Origin of the sequence: Thermomonas brevis (assembly GCF_014395425.1) — a bacterium.
Classification (GTDB): Bacteria; Pseudomonadota; Gammaproteobacteria; order Xanthomonadales; family Xanthomonadaceae; genus Thermomonas; species Thermomonas brevis.
On the sequence record NZ_CP060711.1, the window covers coordinates 2450172 to 2463557 of the forward strand.

Below are 13386 nucleotides of genomic sequence, written 5' to 3' on the forward strand. Positions count from 1 at the left end.
CCGCCACCCTAGCGCCATCGCGGCCGGATCGTCACCTGACCGAGGTCATGGGGCCGGGATTAGAATCCATGAAACGGAAGGACGACACATGAAAAGCAAACAGGAAATCGTCAACAACTGGCTGCCGCGCTACACCGGCGTGCCGCTGGACGGCTTCGGCCAGCACATCCTGCTCACCAACTTCGGCGGCTACCTCTCGCACTTCTCGGAGATGACCGGAGCGCCCATCGTCGGCATCGACCGACCGATGCCCAGCGCCACCGCCGACGGCATCACCCTGATCAACTTCGGCATGGGCAGCCCCAACGCGGCCACGGTGATGGACCTGCTGTCCGCGATCGAGCCGAAGGCGGTGCTGTTCCTCGGCAAGTGCGGCGGACTGAAGAGGAAGAACCAGCTCGGCGACCTGGTGCTGCCGATCGCGGCGATCCGCGGCGAAGGCACCAGCGACGACTACCTGCCGCCGCAGGTGCCGGCGCTGCCCGCGTTCGCGATGCAGCGCGTGATTTCCACCAGCATCCGCGACATGGAGCTGGACTACTGGACCGGCACCGTGTTCACCACCAACCGCCGCGTGTGGGAACACGACGACGCCTTCAAGGATCGCCTGCGCGCGATGCGCTGCATGGCCATCGACATGGAAACCGCGACGATCTTCGCCGCCGGCTTCGCCAACCGCATCCCGTGCGGTGCGCTGCTGCTGGTGTCCGACCAGCCGATGATCCCGGAAGGCGTCAAGACCGAGGCCAGCGACGCCAAGGTGTCCGCCGCCTACGTGCAGAACCACATCCGGGTCGGCATCGAGTCGCTGAAGCTGATCCGCCGCAACGGCAAGTCGGTGCGGCACCTGAAGTTCGATGAGTGAGCCGGGGCATGCGTTGCTCAGCATCGCAGCGCGGGCCTGATGAACGTGGCGCGAGCCAGCGCTTCGGGATGCCGTTATCGTTGCGCCATGGAGGGCAGCGATGACGACTCGTGATGATTTGCTCGCGTTCTGGCGCGAGGCCGGCATGGACAAGTGGTTCCGCGGCGGCGCGGCGTTCGACGCCGAATGCCGCGCGCGCTGGCAGGACGCGCACTTCGCCGCCGCGCGCCGCGAATGCGACGGCTGGATGGACGATGCCGACGGCGCGCTGGCGCTGGTGCTGCTGCTCGACCAGATCCCGCGCAACATCTTCCGCGGCAGCGGCCACGCCTTCGCCACCGATCCGCTGGCGCTGCACTTCGCCAGGCGCGCCATCGAGGCCGGCTTCGACGCGCAGGTCGAACCGGCGCTGCGGTTGTTCTTCTACATGCCGTTCGAGCATTCCGAAGCGATCGCCGACCAGCGGCGCGCGGTGGAACTGTTCACCGCGCTGGACGACGCGAACCTGCTCGGCTACGCCGTCGCGCACCGCGACGTGATCGCGCGCTTCGGGCGCTTCCCGCACCGCAACGCCGCGCTGGGTCGGAGCAACACGCCCGACGAGCAGGCGTGGCTGGATGCGGGCGGCGGGTTCTGAAACCGCTGATCGCGTGAAGCGGCGCAACGAAGTGTCGTTCGATGAAGCGGCACCGGTTGACGCGCTCCGCCGGAGGTCGCGGCCGGATCGTTACAGCAGCCGTTGCCAGCCCCGGTCGGAGGTGATCCTGGCCAGCGCTTCCTGCGAAGCGTAGAACCGGACCAGCCCGCAGTCCTTGCAGACGACCGCCTTCATCTTGGCGGAAGTGAAGATGCCGCTGGTGCCCGGCAGCAGGTCCGGTCCGTAGCCGCCCTTGGCGGCGATGCCGCCGTGGACGTGCAGGTTGGTGCCGTCGCATTCCGGGCATGTCTTGCGTGTTGCCATGATTCGCTCCATCCCGGCATCGGGTGCGTAGTGGCCGGATCGGCTCAGTAGCGCGCCACCGCCGGATCCAGATCGGCCCACGCCGCGATGCCGCCCGCGACGTTGTACAGCTCGGTGAAGCCGAGCGCGCGGAAGTGTTCCGCTGCCTGCGCGCTGCGCACGCCGCCGTGGCAGAGGAAGGCCAGCGCGGTGTCCTTCGGCAGCGCCTCGATTTCCTCCACGCCGTCGTCGAAGTGGCGGTGGGCCACCGGCGCTTGCGCCTGCGCGCGCTCGTCCGCCGGGCGCACGTCCACCAGCACCAGCGTGCCGGCCTGCACGCGCTCGCGCACCTGTGCCGGGGTCAGCGCCTGCACCTTCGGCGGCGCGTTGGGGTTGTCGATCACCAGGCCCTTGCCGCGGGCGTCGTCGGCCCAGTCGATGGTCATGCCGCGTGCGCGTTGCGCGCTGACCAGGTCGAACTGGGCGCGGATGCCGGCGGATTCGCTGGCGATCGCCGAGGCGTCCACCGGCGCCAGCTGCAGGCGCGCGTTGAAGCCCTTGTCCACTTCGACCTGCAGCGCGTAGCCCTCGCCGGCGTTGGCGATGGCCTGCTTCAGCATCTCCGCCGCCGCCGGGGTGATGGTGATCTCCGGCGGGGTGCGGTCGGGCGCGGGCAGGCCCAGCGCGGTGTGCAGTTCGCCGCTGCCGGCCATCTGCACGATGATGTCGCTGCCGCCGACCAGTTCGCCGCCGATGTACAGCTGCGGGATCGTCGGCCAGTCGCCGTAGAGCTTGATGCCTTCGCGGATGTCGGCATCGGCCAGCACGTTGACGTGGGCGTAGGTCGCGCCGGCGGCGTCCAGCGCGCCGACCGCCTTGGCCGAGAAGCCGCACTGCGGCGCGTCCGGCGTGCCTTTCAGGAACAGGACGACGGGGTTGGCGGCCAGCAGGGCGTCGATGCGGGCGCGCAGGGCGGGGTCGAGGGACATCGTGGAGCTTCCAGCGTGGGAGAAACCGCAATTCTACGCCGCCGGCCGTCGGCGACCCGATGACGCCGGTCAAGCTGTCGGCGCGGCGGATGCGGGCGTCGCCGCGCGACGCGGGTATCGTCCTGTTAACGCCCGGCGCCATCGCCGCGTCGGTATGGGGTATCCGGAACGAAGCGCTTGGTCGAGAACGAGGCAACCGCCGCGCTGGTCGCCGCCGCGCGCCGTGGAGACGGCGGCGCGCTCGACCGCCTGTACCGCCGCTTCGCGCCGGTGGTGCACGGCATCCTGCTGGGCTACGCGGCGCACGCCGACGCCGAGGATCTGGCCCAGCGCGTGTTCGAGACCGCGTTCCGCCGGCTGGCCGACCTGCGCGAGGACGCGGCCTTTCCCGGCTGGATCGCCAGCATGGCGCGCCGCGCCGGGCTGGACGCGCGGCGGCGGTTCGCGCCGGCGACGGGCGTGGAGATCGAGGCGGTCGCCGTTCACGCCAGCCACGAGGACCGGGTGGACGCGGAGCGCGCCCTGCGCGCGATCCGCGGGCTGCCGGAGGCTTACCGCGAGCCGCTGCTGCTGCGGCTGGTGGAAGGATTGAGCGGCCCGGAAATCGCCGAGCTGACCGGGCTGACCCCCGGCAGCGTGCGGGTCAACCTGCATCGCGGCATGGCGCTGCTGCGGCAGGCGCTGGCGGAACCGGACGGGAGGCGTGCGCATGAACCCCCATGACGATTACCTGTGGTCGAAGGCCGGGCAGGGCGAGGATGACATCCGCCGCCTGGAGCGGCTGCTGGCGCCGTATGCGCATCCGCGCGGACAGCGGCCGGAGGTTGCTCCGGCCATGCCTGCATCGATGCCGACGCCGCATCGCCGCCGCCCGCGCCGTCTCCGCATTGCCTGGGGGCTGGCCGCGACGCTCGCCGCGTGCGCGCTGGCGGCGGCGCTCCTGCTGCAGCATCGCCTGGCCTGGCCCGAGCATCGGGGCTGGGACGTGGCGGCCACGCGCGGACAGGTGCGGGTGGCGGGCGCGCCGCTGCGGGCCGGCGAACGGTTGCCGGCCGGCGGCGAAATCGCCACCGGCGACGACGGCAGCGCGCGCCTGCGGATCGCGCGGATCGGCGAACTGCGGCTGGATGCCGGTTCCCGGCTGCGCCTGGAGCAGACCGGCTCCGGCCGGCATCGCGTGCGCCTGCTGCAAGGCCGACTGTGGGCGCGGGTGTGGGCGCCGCCGGGCTACTTCGGCGTGCGCCTGCCGCGCACCGAGGCGCTGGACATGGGCTGCGAGTTCACGCTGGAAAGCGACGCGACGGGCGCGGGCGCGCTGACCGTGCGCAGCGGCTGGGTGCTGGTCGGCAACGGCGGCGGCGAAGTCCTGGTGCCGCAGGGCGCCACGGTGCGCCTGCGCGCGGACGGCGCGGCGGGGACGCCGTACGACCTCGGCGCGAGCGCCGGTTTCGTGGCGGCACTGGCGGAACTCGACGCGCAGCGCGGCGCGTTGCCGGCCGACGATGAGGGTGTCGGGCGATTGCTGGCGCAGGCGCGGCCGCAGGACGCCATCAGCCTGCTGTCGCTGCTGCAGCGACAGCCTTCGCTGGCGGGCGGGCCGCTGTACGACCGCCTGCGCGCCTTCCTCGCGAACGCGCCCGCACCGTCGCGCGAAGCGGTGCTGCGCGGCGCGCCGGGTGCGCTGGATCCGTGGTGGAACGCGCTGCCCTATCCGCGCGCCAAGCGCTGGTGGCTGCAATGGCCCGATGCGTTGCCGGCGGGAGCCGATGCGGCGGCGGTCGACGCACGTGTCGGCAAGGGTGCCTGAACAACCCTGCCTCTCGCTCGTCATCCCCGCGAAAGCGGGGATCCAGCGACTTGCAAGCCGTTGAGAGCAAAGACGCGGGACAGGCAACCATGCGGCTGTGAAAAGTCCCCCGCTTCGAGCGGACATTCGTTTGTTGGATGGGCTGGGAATGAAGGCAGTTGTTCGCATCTTTGCCTTGATCCCTGAGTGCCGCTTGCAGCGTTAACGCTCGCCGCGATGCGCTCGTCCTTCCACGACACCCACGTGGAGACCGCAACGATGCCCGCACTTCCCCGCGCCATGCTCGCATTCGCACTCGTCCTGCTCGCCGCCTGCGATGCGCCGGCCAGCGACCATGCCGCCACGACGGCGATCAATCGCCCGGTGCCGGTGATCGGCAATCCCTGCGAAGGCTGCGAAGCCGTGTTCGACGGCATGCCTGCGGAGATTCCGTCCAGCATCCGGCTTGCGCCGCCCGGCGAACCCGGCGTGCCGATGCGCATTTTCGGACGGGTATTGGACGGCTCCGGCCGCGCCCGCGCCGGCGTGGTGGTCTACGCCTACCAGACCGACCGCACCGGCATCTATCCGCGCCCGGCGCAGCGGCTCGGCCGTGAAGCCATGCGTCATGGACGGCTGCGCGGCTGGGTGCGCAGCGACGCGCAGGGCCGCTACGCCATCGACACCATCCGGCCGGGCAGCTACCCCGGCGAGGACGTGGCCGAACACGTGCACATGCACGTGCTCGAACCCGGCTGCTTCACCTATTTCATCGACGACCTGATGTTCCTCGACGACCCCAAGCTGTCCGCGGAAGAACGGCGGCAGGCGCACGGCACCGGCGGCAACGGCTTCCTGCGGCCGGTGATGGTCGATGGGCGCTGGCAGGTCGAGCGCGACATCGTGCTCGGGCTGGGCGTGCCCGGCCACCGCGAATGCCGGGCGCCATGAGCGGCGAACGCCATCCCGCCTGCCTCCGGCGCCTGCACTGGGCGGTCGCGGCGGGCGTGGCGGTGCAGCTCGCGCTGGGCTGGGGGTCGGAAGCCATCGACGGCGACGCCGAGATGCGCCTGCTGCACATCCACTTCCAGCTCGGCATGGTGCTGCTGGCGCTGATGTTGCTGCGGCTCGCCTGCCGGCTGATGCGGCGCATGCCGCCGGCCGATGACGGAGAGCCGCGCTGGCGACGCCGGGCGGCGCGCATCGTCCACGCCGGGCTGTATTTGCTGCTGTTCCTGCTGCCGACCAGCGGCTACGTGATCTGGGTCTGGATGGAGGCGCCGCTCGACGTGCTGGGCGTGCTGCGGGTGCCGAGGCTGTTCGTGCCGCCGGCCGACGACGAGACCTGGCGGGCGATCGCCTGGTACGTCCACTTCGCCTGCGTGTGGGTGCTGTCCGCGCTGATCGTGCTGCACGTGGCGGCCGCGCTCTGGCACCAGTGGGTGCGGCGCGACGGGCTGATCAGCCGGCGGATGCTGTAGCGCCGCCGGACAGCAGGCCGAGCGCGACCGGCAGCGCCGCGTCGGTCCAGCGCGCGTACTGCGCCGCGGAGGGATGCAGGCCGTCTTCCGCCAGCATCGCCGACGCATCGCTGCCGGCTTCGGTGCGGGAGATCCCGGTGATGTCCACGAACGCCACGCCTTCCGCCGCGCACAGTTCGTGCGCGGCGGCGTTGTAGGCGTCGAGGTCGTCGGCGATGGCTTGGCGGTCGCGGCCGCTGGCGAAGGCGAACGGCGTCACGCCCCAGTCGGGAATCGACAGCACCAGCACGCGCTCCATGCGATCGCCGGCCAGCGCGATCGCGCGCCGCAGCAGGCGGTGGAACTCGCCGATGTACTCGTCCACCGCGCGGCCGCGGTACTGGTTGTTGACGCCGATCAGCAGCGAGACGAAGTCCCACTCGCCCAGCGGCTCGGCCGCGTCCATCGCCGCCGCCAACTCGTCGGTGGTCCAGCCGGTGGTGGCGATGATGCGGGGATCGGCGATGGCGATGCCCGCTTCGCGCAGGCGCGCGGCGAGTTGCATCGGCCAGCGGCCAGTCTCTTCGACGCCTTCGCCGATGGTGTAGGAATCGCCGAGGGCGAGGTAGCTGAGTGCGCGCATGGGTTTGCCTGACATTCTTGAAAGCGAAACCTTTTTTGACGCGGATCAGAGCTGATAAAAGCGGATGAAGCACATCTGTTTTTTATCCGCTTTTATCGGCTCTGATCCGCGTCAAAACTGCTCTTCAGGCCACTGCGCTCTGCCGCTGCGTCCGCTCGGCACGGCGGGTCAGCACGCGGTCGATGCGGGTGAACACTTCGCGCAGCACCGGTGCTTCCGGCAGCAGGGTGACGCGGAAGTGGTCGCGGTAGGGCACGTTGAAGCTGGTGCCGGGGACGATCAGCACATCCTCCTGCTCCAGCATCTCCAGCGCGAATTCGTGGTCGTCGAAGCCCTGCGCCGCGTTGCCGACCACGCGCGGGAAGCCGTACAGCGCGCCGGCCGGCGGCACCAGCGACAGGTGCGGGCTGGCGGCGCAGCTGTCGATCAGCGCGCGGCGGGTTTCGTACAGGCGACCGCCGGGGCGCACCAGTTCGCCGATGGTGTCGGTGCCGTGCAGCGCCTGTTCGATGGCGAACTGGCCCGGCACGTTGGCGCACAGGCGCAGCGCGCCGAGCAGGTCGAGCGCGTGGTGGAAGTCGCCGCAGGCCAGCGGATCGCCGCTCAGCACCGCCCAGCCCACCCGCCAGCCGCAGGCGCGGTGCACCTTCGACAGTCCGCCGAAGCTCATGCACGGCAGGTCGCCGGCCAGCGGCGCGACCGGCTGGAACACGGCTTCGTCGTAGAGGATGCCGTCGTAGATTTCATCGACCAGAAGCAGCAGCCGGTAGCGCTGGGCGATGGCGACGATGCGCTCCAGCAGCGCGCGCGGGTAGTTCGCGCCGGTCGGGTTGTTCGGGTTGATCAGCACGATGGCGCGGGTGCGCGAGGACACCAGCGATTCGATCTGCTCGGGATCGGGCAGGAAGCCGTTCTCGCGATCGCACTTGTAATAGACCGGGCGGCCGTCGTTGAGGATGGTGGCGGCGCTCCACAGCGGGTAATCCGGCGAGGGCACCAGCACTTCCTCGCCCGGGTTGAGCAGCGCGCGCAGGGAAATGTCGATCAGTTCGCTGACGCCGTTGCCGACGAACACGCGCTCCGGCGAGGCGTTGGGCGTGCCGCGCTGCTTGTGGAAGGCGGCGATGGCCTCGCGGGCTTCTGGCAGGCCCTGCTGGTGGGTGTAGGGATCGGTGCGGGCGATGCGGCCGGCGATGGCGTCCTGCAGGTGCTCCGGCGCGCGGAACCCGAACGCGCCGGGGTTGCCGATGTTGAGCTTGATGAGCTTGCGGCCCTGGCCTTCCAGCTCCCGCGCTCGCCGCGCCAGTTCGCCCCGGATTTCGTAGCGGACCTCGGTGAGGCGGGTGCGGGTGGCGATCTTGTTGCGGGGGTTGAAGGACGACATCGACGTACATGCGTGGGAGGGAAGGAACAGCCTAGCGGAAATGGTGCTGCACCGTGGCGCTGCCCTGCCGGGGGCAGGCTTCGCCGCCTGGGCTCCGCGTCCGGCTCCGATGCGCGGCCGCAGGCCCGCTACGCGGTCCGGCCGGGCACGAGGTGCCGGGCGTTCGCACGTTTGCGCCGCATGCGGCGCAAGCAAAACGTGCTCACCCATGGCCTGCTCGAAGCCTCCCCCGGCAGGGCAACGCCACTGCATGGCCGCGATCTTGCGGAGCTAGAATCCGCCGATGATCGAAAACCGCCTCGCATGACGCCGCTTTCCGCCATCGGCTGGCGCTGGACGCCGCAGACGCTGGAACCCGCCTGGGCCGCGCTGCTGGCGGCGCATCCGGCGGCGCGGCCGGCGCGGATCGTGGAGCAGCACCGCAGCGGCTATCGGGTGGCGGAAACGGCGGATGCCGTGCATCCGGCGGAATCGCTGCCGGAATGGCAGCGCGCCGGCAGCTACCGCAAGGGCGAGATCGCACCCGAGGCGCGGCCGGCGGTGGGCGACTGGGTGCTGGTGGAGGGCGAGGCGCCGAAGTCGCTGCGCATCGTCGCGCTGCTGCCGCGCTTCTCCGCGATCAAGCGCGGCGCGGCCGGCGAGCATTACCGCCAGCAGGTGATCGCTGCCAACATCGACAGCGTGTTCGTGGTCTGCGGGCTGGACGCCGATTTCAATCCGCGCCGGATCGAGCGCTATCTGCTGCTGGTGGCCGGCAGCGGCGTGCAGCCGGTGGTCGTCTTGACCAAGTCCGACAAGGACGGCGCCGACAGCGAGGCCGCGCTGCACGACCTGCGCGCGCTGGACGTGCCGGTGCTGGCGGTGAACGCAAAGGACCCGGCCAGCGCGACGCTGCTGCAACCGTGGCTGGACGCGGGCCGCAGCATCGTGCTGGTCGGCAGTTCCGGCGCGGGCAAGTCGACGCTCACCAACACCCTGCTCGGCATCGAGAAGATGAAGACCGGCGCGGTGCGCGAGAGCGACGCGCGCGGGCGCCACACCACCACCCATCGCGCGCTGATCGCGCTGCCGTCGGGCGCCTGCATCATCGACACGCCGGGCATGCGCGAACTCAAGCCGACCGGCGAGGAAGACGTGGCGGAGAGCTTCGCCGACATCGAGGCATTGGCGGAGCAGTGCAGGTTCCGTGATTGCAAACATGCAAAGGAACCCGGCTGTGCGGTGCGCGCGGCGGTGGAGCGCGGTGAGTTGGATGGTGAGCGTGTCGCTAACTTCCTGAAGCTGTCCGACGAAGTGGCCGGCGCGGCCAACCAGCTCGCCAGCCGGCTGGCGCAGAAGGCCGAGGCGCGTGTGCAGGGCAAGGCGCTGCACAAGCGGCTGGACGAGAAATATGGAAAGCGTTAGGCCGATCGCTGCCTGTGGCCGTCATTCCCGCGAAGGCGGGAATCCGGCAGTTGCTTTCCGCATCGGCAGGCCATCCATCTTCAAGCGCTGGATTGGACAGACATCCGTCTGTCGGAAGCGGCCCGCCTTCGCGGGAATGACGCGTGTGTTTGATGCGGGAATGATGGGCTGTGCGCGAGTGAAGGAGTAAACGATGGCCGGCACCGACGCCATCGCCCACCACGCCGCGCTGGACGCGCGGATGGCGCGGGCGGCGAAACCCATCCGCCTGCTCAGCCTCGCCAGCTGGCCGGCCAGCGAACAACAGGCGTTCCTCGACGGCTGGGCGCGCGGCAATCCGGCGCTGCCGGACTACCAGTACCCGAAGCACGATTTCTCCGAAGCGCGGCGCGAACTGGCGGCCATCGCCGCCGCCGCCGATCCGACCCATCCGCTCGGCCAGTACCTGGTCGAATCCGCGCAGGGCTGGGTGCTGGCCGCGGAGCTGCTGGAGCACCTCGGCACGCGGCAGGTGACCGACCTGTCGATCGCGCTGTTCGGCACGCCGGAGCAGACCCTGCCGGGCGGCGCGACCACACGCGAGGCGGCCAACCATTTCCTGCTGGTCGCGGACGAACTGGATCGCGAGCTGATCGCGGCCTCGGAGCGGGTGGAGATTTCCGCCACCGCGCTGGCGCTGCGGCTGCAATCCGAACTGGACGATTTCTTCGATGCCCGCGTCATCGCCGTCGAACTCGATCCCGACCTGATCGCCAAGGCCGCCGCCGGCGCCACCCGCATCCGCCTGCGCGCGGGCGCGGCGTTCTCCGACTACGACCTGCAGCAGCTGCTCCAGCACGAAGCCTTCGTGCATTCGCTGACCGCGCTCAACGGCCAGCAGCAGGCCGTGCTGCCGAGCCTGGCGCTGTCCTCGCCGCGCGTCACCGCCACCCAGGAAGGGCTGGCGGTGTTCGCCGAGCAGATCACCGGCAGCATCGACATCGAGCGGATGAAGCGGGTCAGCCTGCGCATCGAAGCGGTGGCGATGGCGCTGGAGGGCGCGGATTTCCTGCAGGTGTTCCGCTACTTCCTCGAATCCGGCCAAAGTGAAGTGGAGAGCTTCACCTCGGCGCAGCGCGTGTTCCGCGGCGTGCCGACCACCGGCGGCGCGGCGTTCACCAAGGACACCGTGTACCTGCGCGGGCTGATCGGCGTGCACACCTTCTTCCGCTGGGCGCTCAAGCACCGCAAGCTGCGGCTGTGCCGGCTGCTGTTCGCCGGCAAGATGACCCTGGCCGACGTGCAGCGCTTCGAGCCGCTGTTCGACAGCGGCGACCTCAAGGAACCGCGCTGGCTGCCGGCCTGGGTGGCGCGCGCGAACGGGCTGGCCGGGACGCTGGCGTTCTCCCTGTTCGCCAACCGCATCCGGCTGGAGCAGGTGGTTTCCGCAGAAAGCGTCGCCGATCTCTAGGCGTCGTCCGGCGCGGTTCGCGGCGCATGCGATGCCGGCGGGCATCGGCGCCGATGGGACCGGCCCGGCATGAAGCCGTTATCATCCTGAATCCGCAGCATGGACAGGCTTCGATGTCAGATACCCCCGCCAACGACGACCTGAAGCAGGCCGCCCTCGACTACCACCGCCACGCGCCCAAGGGCAAGATCAAGGTCACGGCCACCAAGCCGATGGTGACCCAGCGCGACCTGGCGCTGGCGTATTCGCCAGGCGTGGCGTTCGCCTGCGAGGAGATCGCCGCCGATCCGGCCAAGGCCAGCGAATACACCGCGCGCGGCAACCTGGTGGCGGTGATTTCCAACGGCACCGCGGTGCTGGGCCTGGGCGACATCGGCCCGCTGGCCGGCAAACCCGTCATGGAAGGCAAGGGCGTGCTGTTCCAGAAGTTCGCCGGCATCGACGTGTTCGACCTGGAGATCAGCGAGCGCGACCCGGACAAGCTGGTGGACATCATCGCCAGCCTGGAGCCGACCTTCGGCGGCATCAACCTCGAAGACATCAAGGCGCCGGAGTGCTTCATCGTCGAGCGCAAGCTGCGCGAGCGGATGAAGATCCCGGTGTTCCACGACGACCAGCACGGCACCGCGATCATCGTCGGCGCGGCCGTGCTGAACGCGCTGGAAGTGGCGGGCAAGGACATCGGCCAGGTGAAGCTGGCCACCACCGGCGCCGGCGCGGCCGGCATCGCCTGCCTGGACATGCTGGTGGCGCTGGGCGTGAAGCCCGAAAACATCCTGGCCTTCGACCGCGAGGGCGTGATCCACACCGGCCGCGAACACCTCGACCCGGACAAGGCCCGCTACGCGCGCGACACCGGCAAGCGCACGCTGGCCGAAATCGTCGACGGCGCCGACGTGTTCCTGGGCCTGTCCGCCGGCGGCATCCTCAAGCCGGAGATGGTCGCCACGATGGCGGCCAACCCGATCATCCTGGCGCTGGCCAACCCCTACCCGGAAATCCTGCCGGAGGACGCCAAGGCGGTGCGTCCGGACGCGATCATCGCCACCGGCCGCTCCGACTACCCGAACCAGGTCAACAACGCGGTCTGCTTCCCCTACATCTTCCGCGGCGCGCTGGACGTGGGCGCGACCCAGATCAACGAGGCGATGAAGCTGGCCTGCGTGCGCGCGATCGCCGCGCTGGCGCGCAAGGAAGCCTCCGACCTCGGCGCGGCCTACGGCGGCGAGGTGCCGACCTTCGGCCGCGAGTACCTGATCCCGCGTCCGTTCGACCCGCGCCTGCTGACCATGCTGGCGCCGGCGGTGGCGCAGGCGGCGATGGAATCCGGCGTGGCCGAGCGCCCGCTGGCCGACATCGGCGCGTACCGCGAGAAGCTCGGCCAGTTCATCCACCGCACCAGCCTGATGATGAAGCCGGCGTACGAGCGCGCCCGCGCCGACCGCAAGCGCGTGGCGTACGCGGAGGGCGAGGAATTCGTGGTGCTGCAGGCGGTGCAGACGGTGATCGACGAGGGGCTGGCGTTCCCGGTCCTGATCGGCCGCCCGGAAGTGATCGAAAGCCGCATCGAGAAGCTCGGCCTGCGCATGCGCGCCGGCGTGGATTTCGAGCTGACCAACATCAACGACGACCCGCGCTTCGACGACTACTGGCGCCAGTACCACGCGCTGACCGAGCGTCGCGGCGTCACCCCGGACGCGGCCAAGAATCTGCTGCGCTCGCGCCCGACCCTGATCGCCGCGCTGATGGTGGAGCGGGGCGAGGCCGACGCGCTGATCACCGGTCTGGTCGGCCGCTACCACAAGAAGCTGGGCTACCTGCGCAGCGTGTTCGACTTCGAGCCGGGCGTCACCGGCACGGCGGCGATGACCGGCGTGATCAACGACGCCGGCGCGTGGTTCTTCCTCGATACCCACGTGCAGCTGGACCCGTCGGCCGAGCAGATCGCCGAGGCGACGCTGCAGGCGGCGTTCCGGCTCAAGCTGTTCGGCATCGAGCCGAAGGTGGCGCTGCTGTCGCACTCCAACTACGGCAGCCACACTGACGCCAGCGCGAAGAAGATGGCGCAGGCCTACCAGATCCTGCGCAAGCGCGCGCCCAAGCTCGAAGTGGACGGCGAGATGATGGCCGACACCGCCTGGGACGAGGCGCTGCGCCTGCGCATGTTCCCCAACACCACGCTGCGTGGTCGCGCCAACCTGCTGGTGATGCCGAACCTGGACGCCGCCAACATCGGCTACAACCTGATCCGCGTCGCCACCGGCGGCGTCGCCATCGGCCCGATCCTGATGGGCCTGGACCAGCCGGCGCACATCCTGACCCCGGCCTCGTCCTCGCGCCGGGTGGTCAACATGACCGCGATCGTGGCGGTGGACGCACAGATCCGCGGGGAGATGCGGGCCCGGAACGGCTGAGCTGTACAGGTTCGTTGCGTTTTTGCAACAGGATTCCCGAAATTCCCCGCG

Annotated in this window: 13 protein-coding genes; 9 read left to right on the forward strand and 4 right to left on the reverse strand. The window is 70.1% G+C overall.

Annotation, left to right across the window (positions count from 1 at the left end; genetic code table 11):
* Positions 1-88 precede the first annotated feature (88 nt).
* Both H9L17_RS11285 and H9L17_RS11290 read left to right on the forward strand, forming a co-directional pair.
* The gene (locus H9L17_RS11285) at positions 89-865 is read left to right on the forward strand and encodes an AMP nucleosidase (RefSeq protein WP_187569541.1); all 777 of its coding nucleotides are present in this window, start codon (positions 89-91) and stop codon (positions 863-865) included.
* Between the two features lie 100 nt (positions 866-965).
* Positions 966-1502, forward strand: coding sequence for a DUF924 family protein (locus tag H9L17_RS11290; RefSeq protein WP_187569542.1), 537 nt, complete (start codon positions 966-968; stop codon positions 1500-1502).
* A 90-nt stretch (positions 1503-1592) separates the two neighbouring features.
* Here H9L17_RS11290 and H9L17_RS11295 read toward each other — a convergent pair whose 3' ends face one another.
* Both H9L17_RS11295 and grxD read right to left on the reverse strand, forming a co-directional pair.
* Entirely contained in the window at positions 1593-1826 is a 234-nt protein-coding gene (locus H9L17_RS11295; protein WP_187569543.1) for a hypothetical protein, read from the reverse strand.
* A gap of 44 nt (positions 1827-1870) precedes the next feature.
* Positions 1871-2794 carry a Grx4 family monothiol glutaredoxin gene (gene grxD / locus H9L17_RS11300; RefSeq protein ID WP_187569544.1) on the reverse strand — a complete coding sequence of 308 codons (924 nt, stop codon included), beginning with the start codon at positions 2792-2794 and terminating at the stop codon, positions 1871-1873.
* 177 nt (positions 2795-2971) lie between these two features.
* Here grxD and H9L17_RS11305 point away from each other — a divergent pair, with 177 nt between their 5' ends.
* The 4 genes from H9L17_RS11305 (at position 2972) to H9L17_RS11320 (ending at position 6061) form a co-directional block, all read left to right on the forward strand.
* Positions 2972-3517: an RNA polymerase sigma factor gene (locus H9L17_RS11305; protein WP_187569545.1), complete on the forward strand. Its 546-nt coding sequence runs from the start codon at positions 2972-2974 to the stop codon at positions 3515-3517.
* The gene (locus tag H9L17_RS11310; RefSeq protein ID WP_187569546.1) at positions 3504-4601 is read left to right on the forward strand and encodes a FecR domain-containing protein; all 1098 of its coding nucleotides are present in this window, start codon (positions 3504-3506) and stop codon (positions 4599-4601) included. Before H9L17_RS11305 ends, H9L17_RS11310 begins: the two co-directional genes overlap by 14 nt.
* Positions 4602-4880: 279 nt before the next feature.
* On the forward strand, positions 4881-5531 hold the full coding sequence (locus H9L17_RS11315; RefSeq protein ID WP_187569547.1) for a dioxygenase family protein: 651 nt from the start codon (positions 4881-4883) through the stop codon (positions 5529-5531).
* On the forward strand, positions 5528-6061 hold the full coding sequence (locus tag H9L17_RS11320) for a cytochrome b (protein ID WP_187569548.1): 534 nt from the start codon (positions 5528-5530) through the stop codon (positions 6059-6061). Before H9L17_RS11315 ends, H9L17_RS11320 begins: the two co-directional genes overlap by 4 nt.
* On the opposite strand, the gene H9L17_RS11325 is transcribed toward H9L17_RS11320, so the two are convergent.
* Both H9L17_RS11325 and H9L17_RS11330 read right to left on the reverse strand, forming a co-directional pair.
* Entirely contained in the window at positions 6042-6683 is a 642-nt protein-coding gene (locus H9L17_RS11325) for an SGNH/GDSL hydrolase family protein (protein ID WP_246455080.1), read from the reverse strand. The two genes, H9L17_RS11320 and H9L17_RS11325, sit on opposite strands and share 20 nt — an antisense overlap.
* 124 nt (positions 6684-6807) lie before the next feature.
* Positions 6808-8067: a pyridoxal phosphate-dependent aminotransferase gene (locus H9L17_RS11330; protein WP_187569550.1), complete on the reverse strand. Its 1260-nt coding sequence runs from the start codon at positions 8065-8067 to the stop codon at positions 6808-6810.
* Between the two features lie 303 nt (positions 8068-8370).
* Between H9L17_RS11330 and rsgA the strand changes: the two genes are divergently transcribed.
* The 3 genes from rsgA to H9L17_RS11345 all read left to right on the forward strand — a co-directional run bounded on the left by rsgA (position 8371) and on the right by H9L17_RS11345 (position 13335).
* Positions 8371-9471, forward strand: coding sequence for a ribosome small subunit-dependent GTPase A (gene rsgA / locus H9L17_RS11335; RefSeq protein WP_187569551.1), 1101 nt, complete (start codon positions 8371-8373; stop codon positions 9469-9471).
* 193 nt (positions 9472-9664) lie between these two features.
* The gene (locus tag H9L17_RS11340) at positions 9665-10921 is read left to right on the forward strand and encodes a flavohemoglobin expression-modulating QEGLA motif protein (protein WP_187569552.1); all 1257 of its coding nucleotides are present in this window, start codon (positions 9665-9667) and stop codon (positions 10919-10921) included.
* Between the two features lie 113 nt (positions 10922-11034).
* Positions 11035-13335: an NADP-dependent malic enzyme gene (locus tag H9L17_RS11345; protein ID WP_187569553.1), complete on the forward strand. Its 2301-nt coding sequence runs from the start codon at positions 11035-11037 to the stop codon at positions 13333-13335.
* Positions 13336-13386 lie beyond the last annotated feature (51 nt).

Coding starts and splice junctions, on each gene's coding strand:
- H9L17_RS11285 (WP_187569541.1), top strand. CDS start 89: ATGAAAAGCAAACAGGAAATCGTCAACAACTGGCTGCCGCGCTACACC.
- H9L17_RS11290 (WP_187569542.1), top strand. CDS start 966: ATGACGACTCGTGATGATTTGCTCGCGTTCTGGCGCGAGGCCGGCATG.
- H9L17_RS11295 (WP_187569543.1), bottom strand. CDS start 1,826: ATGGCAACACGCAAGACATGCCCGGAATGCGACGGCACCAACCTGCAC.
- grxD (WP_187569544.1), bottom strand. CDS start 2,794: ATGTCCCTCGACCCCGCCCTGCGCGCCCGCATCGACGCCCTGCTGGCC.
- H9L17_RS11310 (WP_187569546.1), top strand. CDS start 3,504: ATGAACCCCCATGACGATTACCTGTGGTCGAAGGCCGGGCAGGGCGAG.
- H9L17_RS11315 (WP_187569547.1), top strand. CDS start 4,881: ATGCTCGCATTCGCACTCGTCCTGCTCGCCGCCTGCGATGCGCCGGCC.
- H9L17_RS11320 (WP_187569548.1), top strand. CDS start 5,528: ATGAGCGGCGAACGCCATCCCGCCTGCCTCCGGCGCCTGCACTGGGCG.
- H9L17_RS11325 (WP_246455080.1), bottom strand. CDS start 6,683: ATGCGCGCACTCAGCTACCTCGCCCTCGGCGATTCCTACACCATCGGC.
- H9L17_RS11330 (WP_187569550.1), bottom strand. CDS start 8,067: ATGTCGTCCTTCAACCCCCGCAACAAGATCGCCACCCGCACCCGCCTC.
- rsgA (WP_187569551.1), top strand. CDS start 8,371: ATGACGCCGCTTTCCGCCATCGGCTGGCGCTGGACGCCGCAGACGCTG.
- H9L17_RS11340 (WP_187569552.1), top strand. CDS start 9,665: ATGGCCGGCACCGACGCCATCGCCCACCACGCCGCGCTGGACGCGCGG.
- H9L17_RS11345 (WP_187569553.1), top strand. CDS start 11,035: ATGTCAGATACCCCCGCCAACGACGACCTGAAGCAGGCCGCCCTCGAC.